This is a genomic window from Castellaniella sp., from assembly GCF_049671645.1.
In the GTDB taxonomy this organism is placed as follows: domain Bacteria; phylum Pseudomonadota; class Gammaproteobacteria; order Burkholderiales; family Burkholderiaceae_B; genus Castellaniella.
Map to the genome: position 1 here is coordinate 190115 of NZ_JBATVG010000019.1, position 15742 is coordinate 205856.

Annotated in this window: 10 protein-coding genes; 4 read left to right on the plus strand and 6 right to left on the minus strand. The window is 65.3% G+C overall.

Annotation, left to right across the window (positions count from 1 at the left end):
• The first annotated feature begins 1 nt into the window (after position 1).
• On the plus strand, positions 2 to 2071 hold the full coding sequence (locus tag WBG56_RS09390) for an acetyl/propionyl/methylcrotonyl-CoA carboxylase subunit alpha (protein WP_424267568.1): 2070 nt from the start codon (positions 2 to 4) through the stop codon (positions 2069 to 2071).
• Here WBG56_RS09390 and WBG56_RS09395 read toward each other — a convergent pair.
• The 5 genes from WBG56_RS09395 to WBG56_RS09415 all read right to left on the minus strand — a co-directional run bounded on the left by WBG56_RS09395 (position 2068) and on the right by WBG56_RS09415 (position 8682).
• Complete coding sequence (locus tag WBG56_RS09395; protein ID WP_424267570.1) at positions 2068 to 4218, minus strand: TIM-barrel domain-containing protein; 2151 nt, start codon at positions 4216 to 4218, stop codon at positions 2068 to 2070. The genes WBG56_RS09390 and WBG56_RS09395 overlap by 4 nt on opposite strands.
• 6 nt (positions 4219 to 4224) lie before the next feature.
• On the minus strand, positions 4225 to 5256 hold the full coding sequence (locus tag WBG56_RS09400; RefSeq protein WP_424267572.1) for an ABC transporter ATP-binding protein: 1032 nt from the start codon (positions 5254 to 5256) through the stop codon (positions 4225 to 4227).
• A 33-nt stretch (positions 5257 to 5289) separates the two neighbouring features.
• Complete coding sequence (locus WBG56_RS09405) at positions 5290 to 6339, minus strand: carbohydrate ABC transporter permease (RefSeq protein ID WP_424267574.1); 1050 nt, start codon at positions 6337 to 6339, stop codon at positions 5290 to 5292.
• Positions 6340 to 6342: 3 nt separating this feature from the next.
• A complete protein-coding gene (locus WBG56_RS09410; RefSeq protein WP_424267576.1) occupies positions 6343 to 7320 on the minus strand; it encodes a carbohydrate ABC transporter permease in 978 nt (325 codons plus the stop codon).
• Positions 7321 to 7410: 90 nt separating this feature from the next.
• Positions 7411 to 8682: an ABC transporter substrate-binding protein gene (locus WBG56_RS09415; RefSeq protein ID WP_424267578.1), complete on the minus strand. Its 1272-nt coding sequence runs from the start codon at positions 8680 to 8682 to the stop codon at positions 7411 to 7413.
• Between the two features lie 288 nt (positions 8683 to 8970).
• Between WBG56_RS09415 and WBG56_RS09420 the strand changes: the two genes are divergently transcribed.
• Together WBG56_RS09420 and gluQRS are read left to right on the plus strand one after the other, a co-directional pair.
• Complete coding sequence (locus tag WBG56_RS09420; protein WP_424267864.1) at positions 8971 to 9438, plus strand: DUF494 family protein; 468 nt, start codon at positions 8971 to 8973, stop codon at positions 9436 to 9438.
• Between the two features lie 33 nt (positions 9439 to 9471).
• The gene (gene gluQRS, locus WBG56_RS09425; protein ID WP_424267580.1) at positions 9472 to 10383 is read left to right on the plus strand and encodes a tRNA glutamyl-Q(34) synthetase GluQRS; all 912 of its coding nucleotides are present in this window, start codon (positions 9472 to 9474) and stop codon (positions 10381 to 10383) included.
• A 63-nt stretch (positions 10384 to 10446) separates the two neighbouring features.
• On the opposite strand, the gene WBG56_RS09430 is transcribed toward gluQRS, so the two are convergent.
• Positions 10447 to 12966 (minus strand): GDYXXLXY domain-containing protein, encoded by a 2520-nt coding sequence (locus WBG56_RS09430; RefSeq protein WP_424267582.1) that lies wholly within the window; start codon positions 12964 to 12966, stop codon positions 10447 to 10449.
• Positions 12967 to 13030: 64 nt separating this feature from the next.
• Between WBG56_RS09430 and WBG56_RS09435 the strand changes: the two genes are divergently transcribed.
• On the plus strand, positions 13031 to 15685 hold the full coding sequence (locus tag WBG56_RS09435) for a DNA topoisomerase III (protein ID WP_424267584.1): 2655 nt from the start codon (positions 13031 to 13033) through the stop codon (positions 15683 to 15685).
• Positions 15686 to 15742 lie beyond the last annotated feature (57 nt).

Sequence of the window (15742 nt, forward strand, 5' to 3'; positions counted from 1 at the left end):
CATGTTCGATACCATCCTGATTGCCAACCGGGGCGAAATCGCCTGCCGCATCGCCGCCACCGCCCGCCGCATGGGCATCCGCACCGTCGCGGTCTATTCCGAGGCCGACGCCCGGGCCCGCCACGTGCAGGCCTGCGACGTCGCCGTCCCCATCGGCGGTCCCGAGCCCAAAGCCAGCTATCTGCGGGCCGACGCCATCCTGGACGCCGCCCGGCGCACGGGCGCCCAGGCCATCCACCCCGGCTACGGCTTTCTATCGGAAAACGCCGAATTCGCCCAGGCCTGCGCCGAGGCGGGGCTGGTGTTCATCGGCCCCCCGGCGAAATCCATCGCCGCCATGGGCAGCAAATCGGCTGCCAAGACCCTGATGGCGGGCGCCGACGTGCCCCTGGTCCCTGGGTACTACGGGGATCGCCAGGAAGCCGATTTCCTGCAGGAACAGGCCCGCGCCATCGGCTACCCGGTCCTGATCAAGGCCAGCGCCGGCGGCGGCGGCAAGGGCATGCGCATCGTCGAATCCGATGCCGAATTCGCCGCCGCGCTGGCGTCCTGCCAGCGCGAGGCGGCCAGCAGCTTCGGCAATCCGCAGGTGCTGATCGAACGCTATCTGCTAAAGCCGCGCCACATTGAAATCCAGATATTCGCCGATACGCACGGGCAGTGCGTCTACCTGTTCGAGCGCGACTGCTCCGTGCAACGGCGCTTCCAGAAAGTCATCGAGGAAGCCCCCGCGCCCGGCATGACGCCCGAACGGCGCGCCGCCATGGGCCAGGCCGCCGTGGCCGCCGCCCAGGCCGTGGGTTACACCGGCGCCGGCACGGTGGAATTCATCGCCGAACCCGACGGGCGCTTCTATTTCATGGAAATGAACACCCGGCTGCAGGTGGAGCACCCCGTCACGGAAGCCATCACCGGACAGGACCTGGTCGAATGGCAGCTGCGCGTGGCCGCGGGCGAACCCCTGCCGCTGTCCCAGGACCAGTTGCGCATCCAGGGCCATGCCATCGAGGCCCGCGTATACGCGGAAAATCCGGACAAGGACTTCCTGCCCAGCATCGGCCGCCTGGACGTGCTGCAATGGCCGGCCCACGTCGGTTTCCAGGTCGGCCCCGTGCGGGTGGACGGCGGGGTGCGCGAGGGCGACACGATCACGCCCTACTACGACCCCATGATCGCCAAGCTGATCGTGCACGGCAAAGACCGGGAACAGGCCCGCCGGCGCATGCTGCACGCCCTGGCGGCCGTGCGTTCCACAGGACTGCACACCAACATCGCCTTTCTGAGCCGATTGATGGACAACCCCGCCTTCGTGGCGGCAGACCTGGATACCGGGCTGATCCCCCGCGAACACGACCGACTGTTCCCGGCGGCTGCCGAGACGCCGGATGCCGTCCTGGCCCTGGCTGCGGCCGCTGTGCTGCACCAAGGCGGGCTGTCCGGATCCGATCCCCAGCCCGCCCCGGACCCCGGGCATGCATCCGGCGCCCAGGCGCCCTCGCATCCCGCCGGCCCCTGGCAATCGGCCGACGGCTGGCGGGTGGGCGACGCCTACGAGCGCACCCTGCCACTGCAGGACGCCCAGGGCGACCATACGGCGCGCCTGCGCCGCCTGGGTGGCGACTGGCTGCTGTCCACCGGCGACGACGGGGCTTTCCAAGCTTTTCAGTGGCAAGCCGAGGGCCGCCATCCCTGCCGCCTGCGCATTCGCCTGGGCGACACGGAAACCCGCGCCGAGACCTATTTGCAGGGTCGCCGGCTGGACATCTTCACCGAGGGTCGGCGCCATACCCTGGACTGGCAGGATCCGATCGCCCTGGCGACCGGCCAGGCCGACGACACGGGCGGCGGCCTGACCGCCCCCATGCCCGGCAAGATCCTGTCCGTGGCGGTGGCGACCGGCGACGCCGTCAAGCAAGGCCAGCCTCTGGTGGTGATGGAAGCCATGAAGATGGAACACACCATCGAGGCGCCCCACGACGGGGTGATCCAGGAGGTGTTCTACGCCGTAGGGGACCAGGTGACGGAAGGTGTGACGCTGATCGCACTGGAAACGGCGCCCGCCGAGTCCTAGAACGCCAGGACACCGCTGGCAGGATCGTCATGGGCCGCGACCTTGCCCGGTCGGGGGCTGGATACGGGGATGCGCGCGCCCTGGCGAGCGAAGATCGGCAAATGCGCCAGCGGCGCGGGCACCTCGTGATGCCGCCCTCCTTCATACCTCTCCCGGCTCTCCAGGGCGAACCAGCATTTGCCGCTCGGGAGCTTGGGCAAATAGACGCGCCGCCGGACCAGCCCTTCCTCGACGACCGGGGCCACCAGCAGCCAGTCTCCCAGCATGAAATCATCACAATCCTCGAAGCACTGATCGTCATCGGGAAAATTGAAGAATGTGGGCCGGATGATCGGGACGCCGTCCCGGCACGCCTGCTCGACGCACTGCCAGAGATAAGGCATCAGGCGGTAGCGCAGCGTGATGGCGTCACGCACGGCATCCTCGACTTCCGGATGCATCCAGGGCAGATTGGTCACCCCGTTGGTCTTCCAGGAATTCATCACCATGCGCGGATTCAGGCTGCACGCCTGCACCCAGCGCAATAACAATTCCGGACTCGGCACGGGGCCGGAGAACCCGCCCACATCGTGGCCGATGTTGAACATGCCCGACAGACTCATCTGCAGGCCGGTCCTGATGTTCCATTTCAACGTTTTCCAGCTCGTCGAGTTATCGCCAGACCACGTTTGCGCGTAACGCTGCAGCCCCGGAGGCCCGGCCCGGGTCACGGTATAGACCGGCTGCTCGTCGCCCTGCGTGCTCGCGTGGCTCTGCTGCGCCTCGAAGGTGGCCCGGGTCATCAGCAGGCTGTGCAGGGGGCGGCTTCTATGCATCGGAATCGGCTGTCCCCTCCCGTCCGAATAGGCATCTTCGGCCTGGATGGCATATTCATTGTTGTCGTTCCACCCCACGTCGATACCTCGATCCAGGATCTCCCGTTTCAACTGCTGCTGCCACCAGGAGACCGCCCGCTGGCGCGTGAAATCCAAATGCGAGCCCTGGCCATCCCAGAAGGGTTCCAGAACCGGCCGACCACTGCCCTCATGCTGGATGAACGCGCCGTCCCTGGCCAGTTCTTCGTAGGCGGGATGATCGTCCAGCAGGCACGGCTTCAAATTGGCCACCAGGCGGATGCCGGCGGCATGGAACTTGTCGTTGATGGCCTGCGGGTCGGGAAATTTGCTGCGATTCCAGGTAAACACATAGCGCTGCTTCCCCCGGCTCGAATAGCCCGACCCATAGTGAAAGGATGAAATCGGCATCCGATGTTCGACGCACTGATCCACGAACGCATCCAGCCGCTGCTGCGCATCGGGCGCATCCGGCAAGCCCATCGCGGTCTGCGCGTATCCCAGCGACCATCGCGGCGGCAAATGCGTGCCGCCGATCAAACGGACGAACTGGGCCACGACAGCCGCAGGCGTATCGCCGACCATGATGTAGTAGTCCAGGTCGCCGTCGTCGATCTCGACCGTGCGGAACAGGCCATGATAGTTGTCATGCTCGCAGCCCAGGTCGAAGGTGCAGGCGGACAAAGTATCGTAGTAGACCCCGACCCAGAGGCCATCCGCCGTGCGCTCCAGGAGAAACGGCCAATGCTTGTAGAGCGGGTCGCCGCTCATGGCGTCATAGCCCAACGAATCCTGGCCCATGCACCGCAAGCGCCGTCCATGAAGGTTCAATGGGCCGGTCTTGTCGCCCAGGCCGAAATACTGCTCGGCCGTATCCCGCGCGACGCAATGCCGCAGCAGGCTCGTGCGCTTCTCCGTCAGGTAGGCGCTGGTCGCGCGGTCCGACTGATAGACGCGGCCGGTCCGAGGGTCGCTCCATTCCAGCCCGACCGGTCGATCGGCGGCGCCGAGCAACCGGACCGCCAGGCGTTCCGTGGCAAGCTGCGACGGCATCTGCGAGAGGGACGATGGCCGCTCGAACCCCTCCAGGCTGGCGCGCAGGCGCCCATCCCAAGGGACATCGCGCCCGGTCACAGGGCTGATCGCCCAGGTGCGAGGCTCCTTGAAGCCTTGCGCGGGTTGCCAGCTGACGCGCGCCATCGTGGGAGACAGGAACACCAGGCGCAGCTCGCCGCCATCCGCCAGCGGCGCCCGGGCATCCGCATCCGCAGCGCCCGCCTCGATGCGCCAACCTGTTGTATTCAACGGAGTCATAAGGTCTCAGGTCCTCTCAATTCGTTGGTCGTTCTGGTCAAACACATGGATATTCTGCGGCGCGGCGCTCATGTGAATCACGGATTGCCGCTCCAGGCCCGTACCGCCGGCCATGAGGATTTCCACACGGGCGCCATCGGAAAGCCGCGCCTGCACGAGCCACTGCGCTCCCAGGTACTCCCGGCCGATGACCGTCATGGGCAGCCCGGCGCCAGGGGCGGGCGTCCAGTGTTCCGGGCGGATGCCCACCCGGTGCGCACCGGCGGGGATCCGGGACGCCAGGGCGGGATCCTCCTGGAGGCATGCCACTGGCAGCAGGTTCATGCGCGGGCTGCCGATAAAACCCGCCACAAAAGTATTGCAGGGTCGATCGTAGAGTTGTTCCGGCGTCCCGACCTGCTCGATCCGCCCCGCTCGCAGCACGACGATCTTGTCGGCCATGGACATGGCCTCGACCTGGTCGTGCGTGACGTAGATCATGGTCGCCTGCAGCCGCTGGTGCAGGTCCCGCAGCTCGGAGCGCATCGACACCCGCAACTCGGCATCCAGATTGGACAACGGTTCATCGAACAGGAAAATCTTGGGATTGCGCACGATGGCGCGGCCGATCGCCACGCGCTGCCGCTGCCCGCCCGACAATTGCGTAGGCTTGCGCTCCAACAACTGATCCAGGCGCAGCAAGGCGGCGACCTGCTGCACTTTCTGGCGGATCTCGTCCCGGGGAACATGCGCGTTTTCCAGACCGAATGCCATATTGGCGTAGACGGTCATGTGCGGATACAGGGCATAGGACTGGAAGACCATGGCGCAGCCGCGATCCGCCGCGCCGATCTCGTTGACGGGTTCATCGTCGATCAGGATATCGCCGCTGCTGGGCTTGTCCAGGCCGGCGATCAGGCGCAGCAAGGTGGATTTTCCACAGCCCGACGGCCCCACGAAGACGACGAATTCCCCATGAGCGACCTGCAGGTCGACGCCGGGTATCACAGTGGTCTGATCGAAGGACTTCTGGATCGACCGGAGTTCAAGAGTGGACACGCGGGAGTTCCTTAAAAAAGACCAGGGCCGGATTCACTTGACGCCGGCGCTGGCAATCCCCGCAGCGATGTAGCGCTGCAGGAACGCAAAGACCAGGGTCACCGGAATCAGCGTGATGACCGTCATCGCCAACAGGTAATGCCACTGGGTATTGAGTTCTCCCTGGAAGGAATTGAGCGCCAATTGCAGGGTGAACACTTCGTTCTTGGACAGCACGATCAAGGGCAGCAGGAAGTCGTTCCAGCGCCACATCACGGAGAATATCGCCAGGACAGCCAGCGCCGGCGCGGACAACGGCAGGATGATCCGCCAATAGATCCGCCATTCGCTGGCATGGTCCATACGGGCGGCCTCGATCAATTCATCGGGAATGGTCAGCATGTACTGCCGCAGCAGGAATACTCCCGTCGGGCTGGCCACGGCGGGCAGGATCACTCCCCAGAGGTTGTTCAGCAGGCCGACTTGATCGATCACCAGAAAGACCGGCACCAGGATGATGGTCGGCGGCACCATCAGCGTGGCGATAATCAGCAGGAAGACCGCTTTCCGCCCCCTGAAGCGGTACTTCGAAAGCGCGAAGGCAGCCATCGAATTCAGCAACAGCGTCAGGATGGTCGCCACGACGGTGATGAAGACGCTGTTCCACAAATAAGTGCCGAACGTGAACTTCCCGAATATGTCGGCATAGTTGCGCCAGGCGAACGTCAATTTGCTGACCGGAGACCGGTCCTTGACGTTGACCCGGATCGTCTTGCCCGGCGCTTGCGGGTCCACCATCGTCGCCATCAGGCCGATGCGCCGCACCTGCGCCAATGGCCTCACACTGCCGTCCGCCTGTTTCACGTCGAAAACAGGTAGAGGCTTGTCGTGCCCCGGAACCTGCACGACCTGTTGCGCGTACGGCAGGAACGTAGGCGGAAACTGGCCGATGGAGGCCTCCGTCTTCAACGAAGACATCACGAGCCAGACCACTGGCCCGAACATCACCAGCACGCCGGCAAGCAAGTAGACATAGCTGAGAACGTCGGTCCAGTGCAGGCGCCCGCGCCCCCGGGTCTTCAAAAGGAATCCAGAGATGCTCATGGCTCAATCTCCCCCGCCCGCATGCCCGCCGGACCGGCTCAAACGCAACTGGAGCAGCGTCAACACCACCAGGAAGGCGGCCAGCGCCAGCGATGCGGCAGCCGCCAGACCATACAAGTGGATCTGCTCGGCAAAGCCGGTCTGGTAGATGAACTGCACAATGAATGTCGTGGCCGAGCCGGGGCCGCCCCCCGTCAGGACGAAGACCTCGTCGAAGATCTGGACGGCGCGGATGGCCGCCAGCACAAGCACCACGACCAGATTGGGCATGAGCAAGGGCAAAGTGATGCGCGTCAGCGTGCGCCACGGGCTGGCATGGTCCATCTCGGCCGCCTCGTAGATATCTCGCGGAATGGCCTGCAATCCCGCCAGCAAGATCAAGGTATAGAACCCCATGTGGGCCCAGATCGACACAAAGATCGTCCAGGAAAAGGCCCACCCGGCATCGGACAGCCAATTGATCGGAGCCAGATCCGCCGCCGCAAGCCCGGCGTTCAAGACGCCCTGACTCTGCAACATCCACTTCCACAGTAGCGCAACGACCACGGGCGATAACAGCACCGGGTAGAAAAACACGCCACGCCAGAAACCGCGCCCTATGATCTTCCGATTGAGCACCACCGCCGTCAGGACGGAAAACACCAGCATCAGCACCACCTGCACCACACTGAATTCCAGCGTATTCAGAATCGCCCGCCAGAAAATATCGCGATTGCAGGTGGACAGGTCCAGATAGTTGCCGCACTGGAAGAGCGTCTGGAAGTTTTCGCCGCCGGTGAAGGGCCGGTCGAACGGCAGCAGCTTGACCCCGCCGGTTGTTGCGTAGACGAAGTTGATCGCGATCGGCACGAAGGTAAATATGCCGAACAGGAGCAGATTCGGCCCCACGAACAACCATCCCAGCCGAGACAGGCCCAAGCGTCGCTGGAAGAACCTGAAGACGGGCTCAAGCAGATTGAAAAACAGGGAAAGGACGCTCATCGGAAACCTCTGCGGCAAGAGACTGTGCCGGCCCCGCCAACCTTCCGGCGGGGCCCGGCGCTCATGGCTCGGACGCCTGGGGCCGGCAGCCTATTGCCTGGCCTGGCGCAAGGCCTCCTTCATGTCGGACCGGATACGTTCAATGGCTTCGTCAACCGTCAATTCGCCGACAATCGCCTGCGTCACGCGAGTGACGGTCGGCAGCATGATCGCCCGGTTGTACTTATAGCCCTGCAGACGGTAGGCGGCCGGCGCCACGCTCGGCGCAGTCGCGCTGATGGCTTTCAGAGCGTCGCTGGCCTCACGATCGGCACCGGGGTATGCGACCCCTTTGGCCACCAGCCCCGCATGCGCGGGAATATTGTTGGTCCGGCTCGTAAATTCCGCATACGCGGGTTCGGACGCCATGAAATCAAGGAACGCCGCCGCTTCCTTATGCGACTTGCCGACCTTCAAAGGCACCCAGGCCGCCCCGCCCGGCATGCCGCTGCAGGCGGCGGTACCGCACGGATTGGGCACCGCGACCCAATCGAAGGCATCGCCGATATTTTTCTGAAGGCGACTGATCTGCCAACTGCCAGACAACACCATGACCACATTGCCATTGATGAACTCGTCCAGCGAATCTGCGTACGTCGACCCGCCGGAGCCGACCCAGACGTCGCGCAGCATCGTGCCGTCCTTGTTCCAGCCCACAAACTTCCTGACCGTGGTGGCATAGCCGTCGTCGATTGTCAGCTCGCCCTGTTTGTCGAAAATCGCCGCCCCATAGCTGATCGCCGGGCCCGCAAACCGGTGTCCGGAGCGATCCCAGGCCATGGCGGCCTTCACCTTCGTAACCTCAGCCACCTTGCGGGTGGCTTGCACCCAGTCATCCCAGGTCGCCTTCGGTCCCGGCAAGGCGACATTGGCCTGCTCGAACAAGGTCTTGTTGACGAAAGGAGCAGTGAGCGTCAACTGAGACATGAAGCCGTAAATCCCCTTGGCATCCGGAGAGGGGCGCAGCCACGACGCCGTGGAGGCGAAATTCGTATCCCAGTATTGTCGATCCTTGATGTACGGAGAAATGTCCAGATAGTATTTGGACAGGCCATTCAGATCGGTCACACGAGCAATATCCGGCCCGCGACCCGCCGCCAGCTGCACTGGCAACTGCTCGAGTATCGTTCGAAAGGGCACGGTATCGACAATGATATGAACACCCGGATTCTTCGCCTCGAACTGCTTCGCCAGATCGGCGGTGACTTCGCACTCGATGCCGTCCTGGTAACACATCACACGAACATCTGCTGCGGCCGCCGCGCCCGAAAACGCCAGCAGCAGCCCGGCCCCCACGGCAGAACAGTTAAAGGAATGTCTCATCAGAGTCTCCTGTAGCGATATCGCTATTCGTCCGGATCGAATGAAGATCCGTCATAAACAAACAAAAACGAATCAAAAATTTTTCGTTTCTGTAATATTCAAGCTTTTTTATCACGACATCGGACGTATGACCACTATCGAAATCCCCTAGAGATCTCAGTCGCAAAACCGCAAAGATCGCCGCTCCTCGCCCGAGTTCCCGAACATCGGAGTTCAGGACAACAAATGAAAGGCCTCCCGACTCCCAAGCCAAGTACACTATCGGGGAACACCGCCTTGCCCATCACCATGTACGACATCCTGGTCTATCTATTTGAGAACTACTACACGCCGCAGGCCTGCCCGCGCGCCGAGATCCTGGCCAACAAGCTTGCGGCCGTCGGTTTCGAACACGAGGACATCGACGACGCGCTGAAATGGCTGCGCGATCTGGCCAGCACGACCGAGCGCTGCCTGCCGCTGGCGATCCCGCGCGACGCGCAGCACCTCGCCGCCCGCATCTATACCGATGCGGAATATGCCGCCCTGGGCACCGAAGCCATCGGTTTCATCAGTTTCCTGGAAAATTCCGGCAGTCTGCCACCCGCCCTGCGGGAAATCCTGATCGAGGCGGCCCAGGCGGCGGATCATTCCCCGCTGTCCCTGGCCGAAATCAAAGTCCTGGCGCTGATGGTGCTCTGGAGCCAGGAAGCCGAAGTCGATCATCTGGTGTTCGAGGAACTGCTGACCGACGACGAAGGCCGGCTGTCGCACTAGGCTTGCCGACACGATGCCGCATCGATCGCGTTGATGCCCAGCCAGACCCACTCCCATCCGCGTGAAGACGGACGCCGGCCCCCTGGCAGCCAGGGCTACGTGGGCCGCTTCGCTCCCAGCCCAAGCGGCCCGTTGCATGCGGGATCCCTGGTGGCGGCGCTGGCCAGCTACCTGGATGCCCGCGCCCATGGCGGCCGCTGGCTGCTGCGCATCGAGGACATCGACGAACCGCGCACCGTGCCCGACGCCGATCGGGTGATCCTGCACCAGTTGCAATCCCTGGGCATGCAGTGGGATGAGCCCCCCGTCTGGCAGACCCGGCGCCACCCCCTGTACGAACACGCCTTCGGGCGCTTGCAGGCGGCGGGGCGCGTCTACGCCTGTCACTGCACCCGGCGCGAAGTGCCGCCGGGTCCATACCCGGGGACTTGCCGGCCCCGGGCCGGCGCACCCCGACCGGAATCGGCCGCCTCCCGCCGGACGCCACCATCCTGGCGGTTTCTGGTGGAGCCCGGGACCGAGACCTTCCAGGATCGTTGGCAGGGGGCGCAAACTCAGGATGTCGCCCGGGAAGTGGGCGACTTCATCATCCGCCGCGCCGACGGCCTATGGGCGTACCAGTTGGCCGTCGTCGTGGATGATGGCCTGCAAGACGTGACCGACGTGGTGCGCGGCGTCGACCTGCTGGATTCCACGGCCCGCCAGCGGCAGTTGGCGCGCGCGCTGGGCCTGCCCTGTCCACGCACGCTGCACGTGCCGCTGATGCTCGACTCGCAGGGGCGCAAGCTGTCCAAGCAGAATCACGCCCCCGCCCTGGACCTGGAACAGCCGCTGAGCGCCTTGCAGCAGGCCTGGGCGGCGCTGGGCTTCACCCGGCTGCCTGTGGCCGCCCTGGACGATTTCTGGCCGCTGGCGACCCTGCAGTGGGCGCGGCGGTTCCCGTGATTTCCGGCACGCCCCGCGCCGGATAACGCCGCCGCGCGGACGCGATCGTCCGCAATCGGCTCGTCATAAGGGCTGCTGCTGCGCATCCAGCAAGCCGGCCAGCAACGCGGCACCATCGGGAGCAATCCGCAACACGCCATACCGGGCGCCGGCGAACCGTTCGCCCTGGCCCTCGGGAAAGAACCAACTGTCCGCGCCGAAATCCGGGCGGCCCGCCCGCCACCGAAAGGCCAGCGCAACGGTCTCGGGCGTAGCGGCCGGCGGCTGCGCGGCCGTGATCCCCTGCAACTGCCAGACGCCTTGCCCATCCTGCCGCAACAGCAACCAGCCGCGTCCTTCGCGTCGCACCGCCCACTCATCGGACTCATGCGTCCGCAACCAATCATCGGCCGCACGGCGCACGGCATAGTCCAGCGCCATATAGTCCCCCTGCATCAGGGATCGGGGGTCGACCGGCGCCAGAGCCAGCACTACCGGCCGGCCCTGGGACAGGATGGTTTCATACTGACGGACCTGCGCCTGAGCAAGCCCCAGCACCAACACGCCCCCGGCCAGCACCCCCGCCGGCAGCCAGCGGCCCCCGGTCAGCCGGCTGCCACCATGCCGCTGGCGCGCCGCCAGGACCGCAACCGCGACCGCCAGCCAGGCTGCCGTCAGTCCCAGAATCAAGGCCTTGTCCGCCAGGCTGATGCCGGCCTGCGTGTCCAGGCCATAGAGCAACAGGCCCAGCAGGCCCAGGGGCACGGCCAGCACCTGCAGGACCCGCCCGCCGGACAATCTCCCCAGGACCAGCCAGACCAGCGCCACCGACAAAGCCGGAATCGCCACCCAGCCCAAACCCGCGACGCATGCGACCAGCGGCACGCCCATGCGCAGCCCCGCAGGCAGGACAGGGCGGGCCGCCGCCATCCAGGCCGCCAGCAACAGCCCCGGCAGCAAGGCGCACAGCAACATGGCCAATTGGCCGAACCAGGGCCATTCCCGCACCGGGACCGGCATCGACTGCGCAACCAGCAGGGCAACCCCCGCCGCCATCGCCATCAGCGCCCAGGCCAGGGGACGCCAGTTCATCCGGCGCGCCGCCCGGACAGACCAGATCCACAACCCCGACCCGGCGGCCAGGAACACCCATAGACGCCACGCCAGATGCGAGGCCCAGATCCCTTGCGCATCCGCCGGCCCGCCGAAAGAGGACATATCCGGGCCGGTCAGCCAGAACCCGATCCCCAGGACAAGGCCCGCCGCCACCAGGCGCACCGAAAATTGCCGGATGCAGACATAGACGGCACCGCCCGCGACCATCAGGATCGACAGGCGCGCCGCCACATCCCCATCCATCATGAATGCCACACCGCCCGCGCACAGCAGCAGGCCCAACACCCCCAGCACCCCGCCGACTTCCCGCCAGACACTGCGGCGGGCCAGCCGGTCCATGAACAGGCCAGGGCACATCAGCATCACCCCGGCCGCCAGGGCATCGGCGGCGGACTCCAGCTCCAGGCTGGCAACCACCCAGATTCCCAGCAACAGCAGGACCGGAATCAGCGCCCCGACCCGCAGCACCGTGAGGTACCAAGGCGGTGCGGCATCCCGGTCCGGCGCCCCGGCGTCCGGGCCCACCCCGACGCCCATTCCCGGGGAAGACGCCGAGGCCTTCGCCGCAGCGGGCGATCCGGCCACGCCGGCGGCCTGCCGAAGATGCAGCAGGTGATTCGCCGCCAGCCAGGTCAGCGCCAGCAGCAGCACTGCCAGGCCCAGGACGCCGTCCATGGAATCCAGCATCTGGACCCACAGGGCGCCGACCTGCCCGATCCCCGTCAGCAGGGCCAGCGCCACCACGGCCAGATCCCGACGCCCATAGCCGTACACCGCATATAAGACCGCAACCGGCATCAAACCCAGCAGCAGACCCCGCGCCAACTGCGAGTAGCCGCCGAATCCCATGGGTTGCAGCACCCCTGCCTCAAAAGCCCACCCGAGCACGGCCACCGCCAATACCCGGCGCGCCAGATGCCAGGGGTCCCGCAGGAAACGCCGCCCGCACTCGACCAGCGCCAGCAATGCGCCGTTGAGCCCCACCAGCCAAACGCCGGAAGAGCCCGGGCTGCCGCCCGCCCAGGCCCAGAAATCCGGCGCGCCCCCAGAGCTGGCCGACAGCCACACCGCCAGATTCAGCAAAACCGCCCACAGCAACACCAGGAACACGGAGCGCACCAGCAGCAGCCAGGGCGTGATCAATGCCGCCCATAACAGAAACAATTGCCAGCGATCAGCACCAGTTTGATATATTTGACCGACGAGAGCCAGCAATACGCCGGTCGCCAAGGCCGCCAGTCCGGTCAGCATGCCGGCCCAGCGGCTGCCGCGCCAGGCCAGGCCGGCCGCCAGAACGACGGACAGGGCCAACACCCCCTGGACCAGGGCCAGGCGCGCCTGCGGCCCCATCCTGGGCCAGTTGGCAGCCACCCAGGACACCAGGGCGGACCCTGCCAGAACAGCGGCCAGCAGCCCGATGCCCAGGGCCAGTATCCGGCGCCACCAGAGCGGGTTGCCGGCTGCCTGCCAGGGTGTGGTGACTTGCATGGTGCGGTGCCCCCTCGTATGATCCGCGCTATCGTGGTCGCAAAACGACCGCCAATGGAACCACATGACTAAAACTCTGATTATTGCTGAAAAGCCGTCGGTTGCTCTTGATATCTCCCGCGCCCTGGGCGGTTTCACCCGCGAGGGCGACTACTTCGAGAGCGAGCAGTTCGTGCTGTCGTCCAGCGTCGGCCACCTGCTCAGTCTGGTCGCGCCCAACGACCCCGTGCGCGGCAAATGGAGTTTTGCGCATCTGCCGGTGATCCCGCCGCAATTCGAGCTCGGGCCGACCGACAAGCGTTCCTCCGAGCGCCTGAAGCTGCTGGTCAAGCTTCTAAAGCGCAAGGACGTCGGCGCCGTGATCAACGCCTGCGACGCGGGCCGGGAAGGCGAGCTGATCTTTCGCTATATCGTCCAGTATGCGGGCGTGAAGAAGCCCATTCAGCGACTGTGGCTGCGGTCCATGACCCAGGCGGCCATTCGCGACGCATTCGCCAATCTGCGCGACGACGACACCATGAAGCCGCTGGAAGCGGCGGCACGCTCGCGCGCCGAGGCCGACTGGCTGGTGGGCATCAATGGCACCCGCGCCATGACGGCCTTCAACAGCAAGGACGGCGGCTTCTTCAAGACTCCCGTGGGCCGCGTGCAGACACCGACCCTGGCGATCGTCATGGAACGCGAAGACCGCATCCGCAGCTTCGTCAGCCGGGACTACTGGGAAGTCCACGCCACCTTCGTCGCCGCCGCGGGCCTGTACGAAGGCCGTTGGTTCGATCCCGCCTTCAAGAAGAACGAACAGGACCCGGACGCCCGCGACTCGCGCCTGTGGTCGGCCAGCGCAGCCCAGAGCGTGGTCAGCGCCTGCCGCGAACAGCCCGGCACCGTGACCGAGGAATCCAAGCCCAGCACCCAGCAGTCCCCAGCCCTGTTCGACCTGACCACGCTGCAGCGCGAGGCCAATTCCCGCTTCGGCTTTTCGGCCAAAACCACGCTGGCCCTGGCCCAGACCCTGTACGAACGCCACAAGGCCCTGACCTATCCTCGGACGGACTCCCGCTACCTGCCCCAGGACTATGTCAGCACCGTGCAACACACCATGCAGGCGCTGTCGGACAGCGAATCGGGGGTAGCCCGGTCCGTCCGACCCTTCGCCGCCCAGGCCGTGGCGCAGCAGTTGGTCAAGCCCAACCGGCGCATCTTCGACGACAAGAAGGTCTCGGACCACTTCGCCATCATCCCCACGCTGCAGATTCCGCGTGAACTCAGCGACGCCGAGTTCAAGATTTACGAACTGATCGCCCGACGCTTCCTGGCGGTGTTCTTTCCGGCGGCCGAATTCCGTCTCACCACACGCATCACCCAGGTCTCGGGCCATCACTTCAAGACCGAGGGCAAGGTCCTGGTATCGCCCGGCTGGCTGGCCATTTACGGCCGCGAATCACAGGGCGACGAGGCATCCCTGGTGGCGGTCGCCGACAATGAACGCGTGCGCACCGAGGACATCGAAGCCCGCCCGCTGGCCACCAAGCCGCCCGCCCGCTTCAACGAAGCCACGCTGCTGTCGGCCATGGAAGGCGCAGGCAAGCTGGTGGACGACGAGGCCTTGCGCGAAGCCATGTCCGAACGCGGCCTGGGCACCCCGGCCACCCGGGCGTCCATCATCGAAGGCCTGATCAACGAGACCTATCTGCGCCGCGAAGGCCGCGACCTGGTGCCCAGCGCCAAGGCCCGCCAGTTGATGACGCTGTTGTCCGGCCTGGGGGTCAACGAACTGACCTCGCCCGAACTGACCGGCGAATGGGAACACCAGCTCAAGCTGATCGAGCAACGCCAGCTGGACCGAGAATCCTTCATGCGCGAAATCGCGCAGATGACGCAGGTGATCGTCAAACGGGCCAAGGAGTACGAGCGCGACACCGTCCCCGGCGACTATGCCACCCTGCAGACCCCTTGTCCCAAATGCGGCGGCCTGGTCAAGGAAAACTACCGCCGCTATGCCTGCACGGCCTGCGACTTCTCCATCGGCAAACACCCCGGCGGGCGCACCTTCGAAGTGCCCGAGGTCGAGGAACTGCTGGAAAAGCGCACACTGGGACCGTTGACCGGATTCATCAGCAAGATGGGCCGCCCCTTTGCCGCCGTCTTGCGCATCACCGACGAATTCAAGCTGGAATTCGATTTCGGCCAGAAGGAAGACGAAGACGCCGAGGCCGTGGACTTTTCCGGACAGACGCCGCTGGGCGCCTGCCCGAAATGCGGCGGCCAGGTCTACGAACACGGCATGAACTATGTCTGCGAACATTCCGTGGGACCGGACAAGAACTGCACTTTCCGCAGCGGCAAGGTCATCCTGCAGCAGGAAATCCCCGCCGACCAAATGACGCAGCTGCTGTCCACCGGCAAGACCAAACTGTTCGACGGATTCGTGTCCAGCCGCACCAACCGCAAGTTCAAGGCTTACCTGGTGCGCCAGGACGACGGCAAGATCGGTTTCGAGTTCGAGGCCCGGGCGCCCAAGGCGGGGGCGAAGGCGGCTTCGGCTGGCAAGACGGCTGCCAAGGCCAGCCCCGCCAAGGCCAAGGCCGCCGCGAAAGCGCCCGCCAAGAAAACGGCAAAACCGGCGAAAGCCCCGGCCAAACCTGCAGCCAAGACCGGCAAGACGGCCGCCCGCAAAAGCGCGGCCTCTTCGCCAGACGACGACAGCCCGGCCTTCTGAGCCCCGACCCGAGGCGATCCAGCCGAAGGTCGGCTTGCATGCCGCGCTCGCGGGCGC

What these genes read in the sequence shown, in the direction of transcription:
- WBG56_RS09390 (WP_424267568.1), top strand. Translation starts at nt 2, where the DNA reads ATGTTCGATACCATCCTGATTGCCAACCGGGGCGAAATCGCCTGCCGC.
- WBG56_RS09395 (WP_424267570.1), bottom strand. Translation starts at nt 4,218, where the DNA reads ATGACTCCGTTGAATACAACAGGTTGGCGCATCGAGGCGGGCGCTGCG.
- WBG56_RS09405 (WP_424267574.1), bottom strand. Translation starts at nt 6,339, where the DNA reads ATGAGCATCTCTGGATTCCTTTTGAAGACCCGGGGGCGCGGGCGCCTG.
- WBG56_RS09410 (WP_424267576.1), bottom strand. Translation starts at nt 7,320, where the DNA reads ATGAGCGTCCTTTCCCTGTTTTTCAATCTGCTTGAGCCCGTCTTCAGG.
- WBG56_RS09415 (WP_424267578.1), bottom strand. Translation starts at nt 8,682, where the DNA reads ATGAGACATTCCTTTAACTGTTCTGCCGTGGGGGCCGGGCTGCTGCTG.
- WBG56_RS09420 (WP_424267864.1), top strand. Translation starts at nt 8,971, where the DNA reads ATGTACGACATCCTGGTCTATCTATTTGAGAACTACTACACGCCGCAG.
- gluQRS (WP_424267580.1), top strand. Translation starts at nt 9,472, where the DNA reads ATGCCCAGCCAGACCCACTCCCATCCGCGTGAAGACGGACGCCGGCCC.
- WBG56_RS09430 (WP_424267582.1), bottom strand. Translation starts at nt 12,966, where the DNA reads ATGCAAGTCACCACACCCTGGCAGGCAGCCGGCAACCCGCTCTGGTGG.
- WBG56_RS09435 (WP_424267584.1), top strand. Translation starts at nt 13,031, where the DNA reads ATGACTAAAACTCTGATTATTGCTGAAAAGCCGTCGGTTGCTCTTGAT.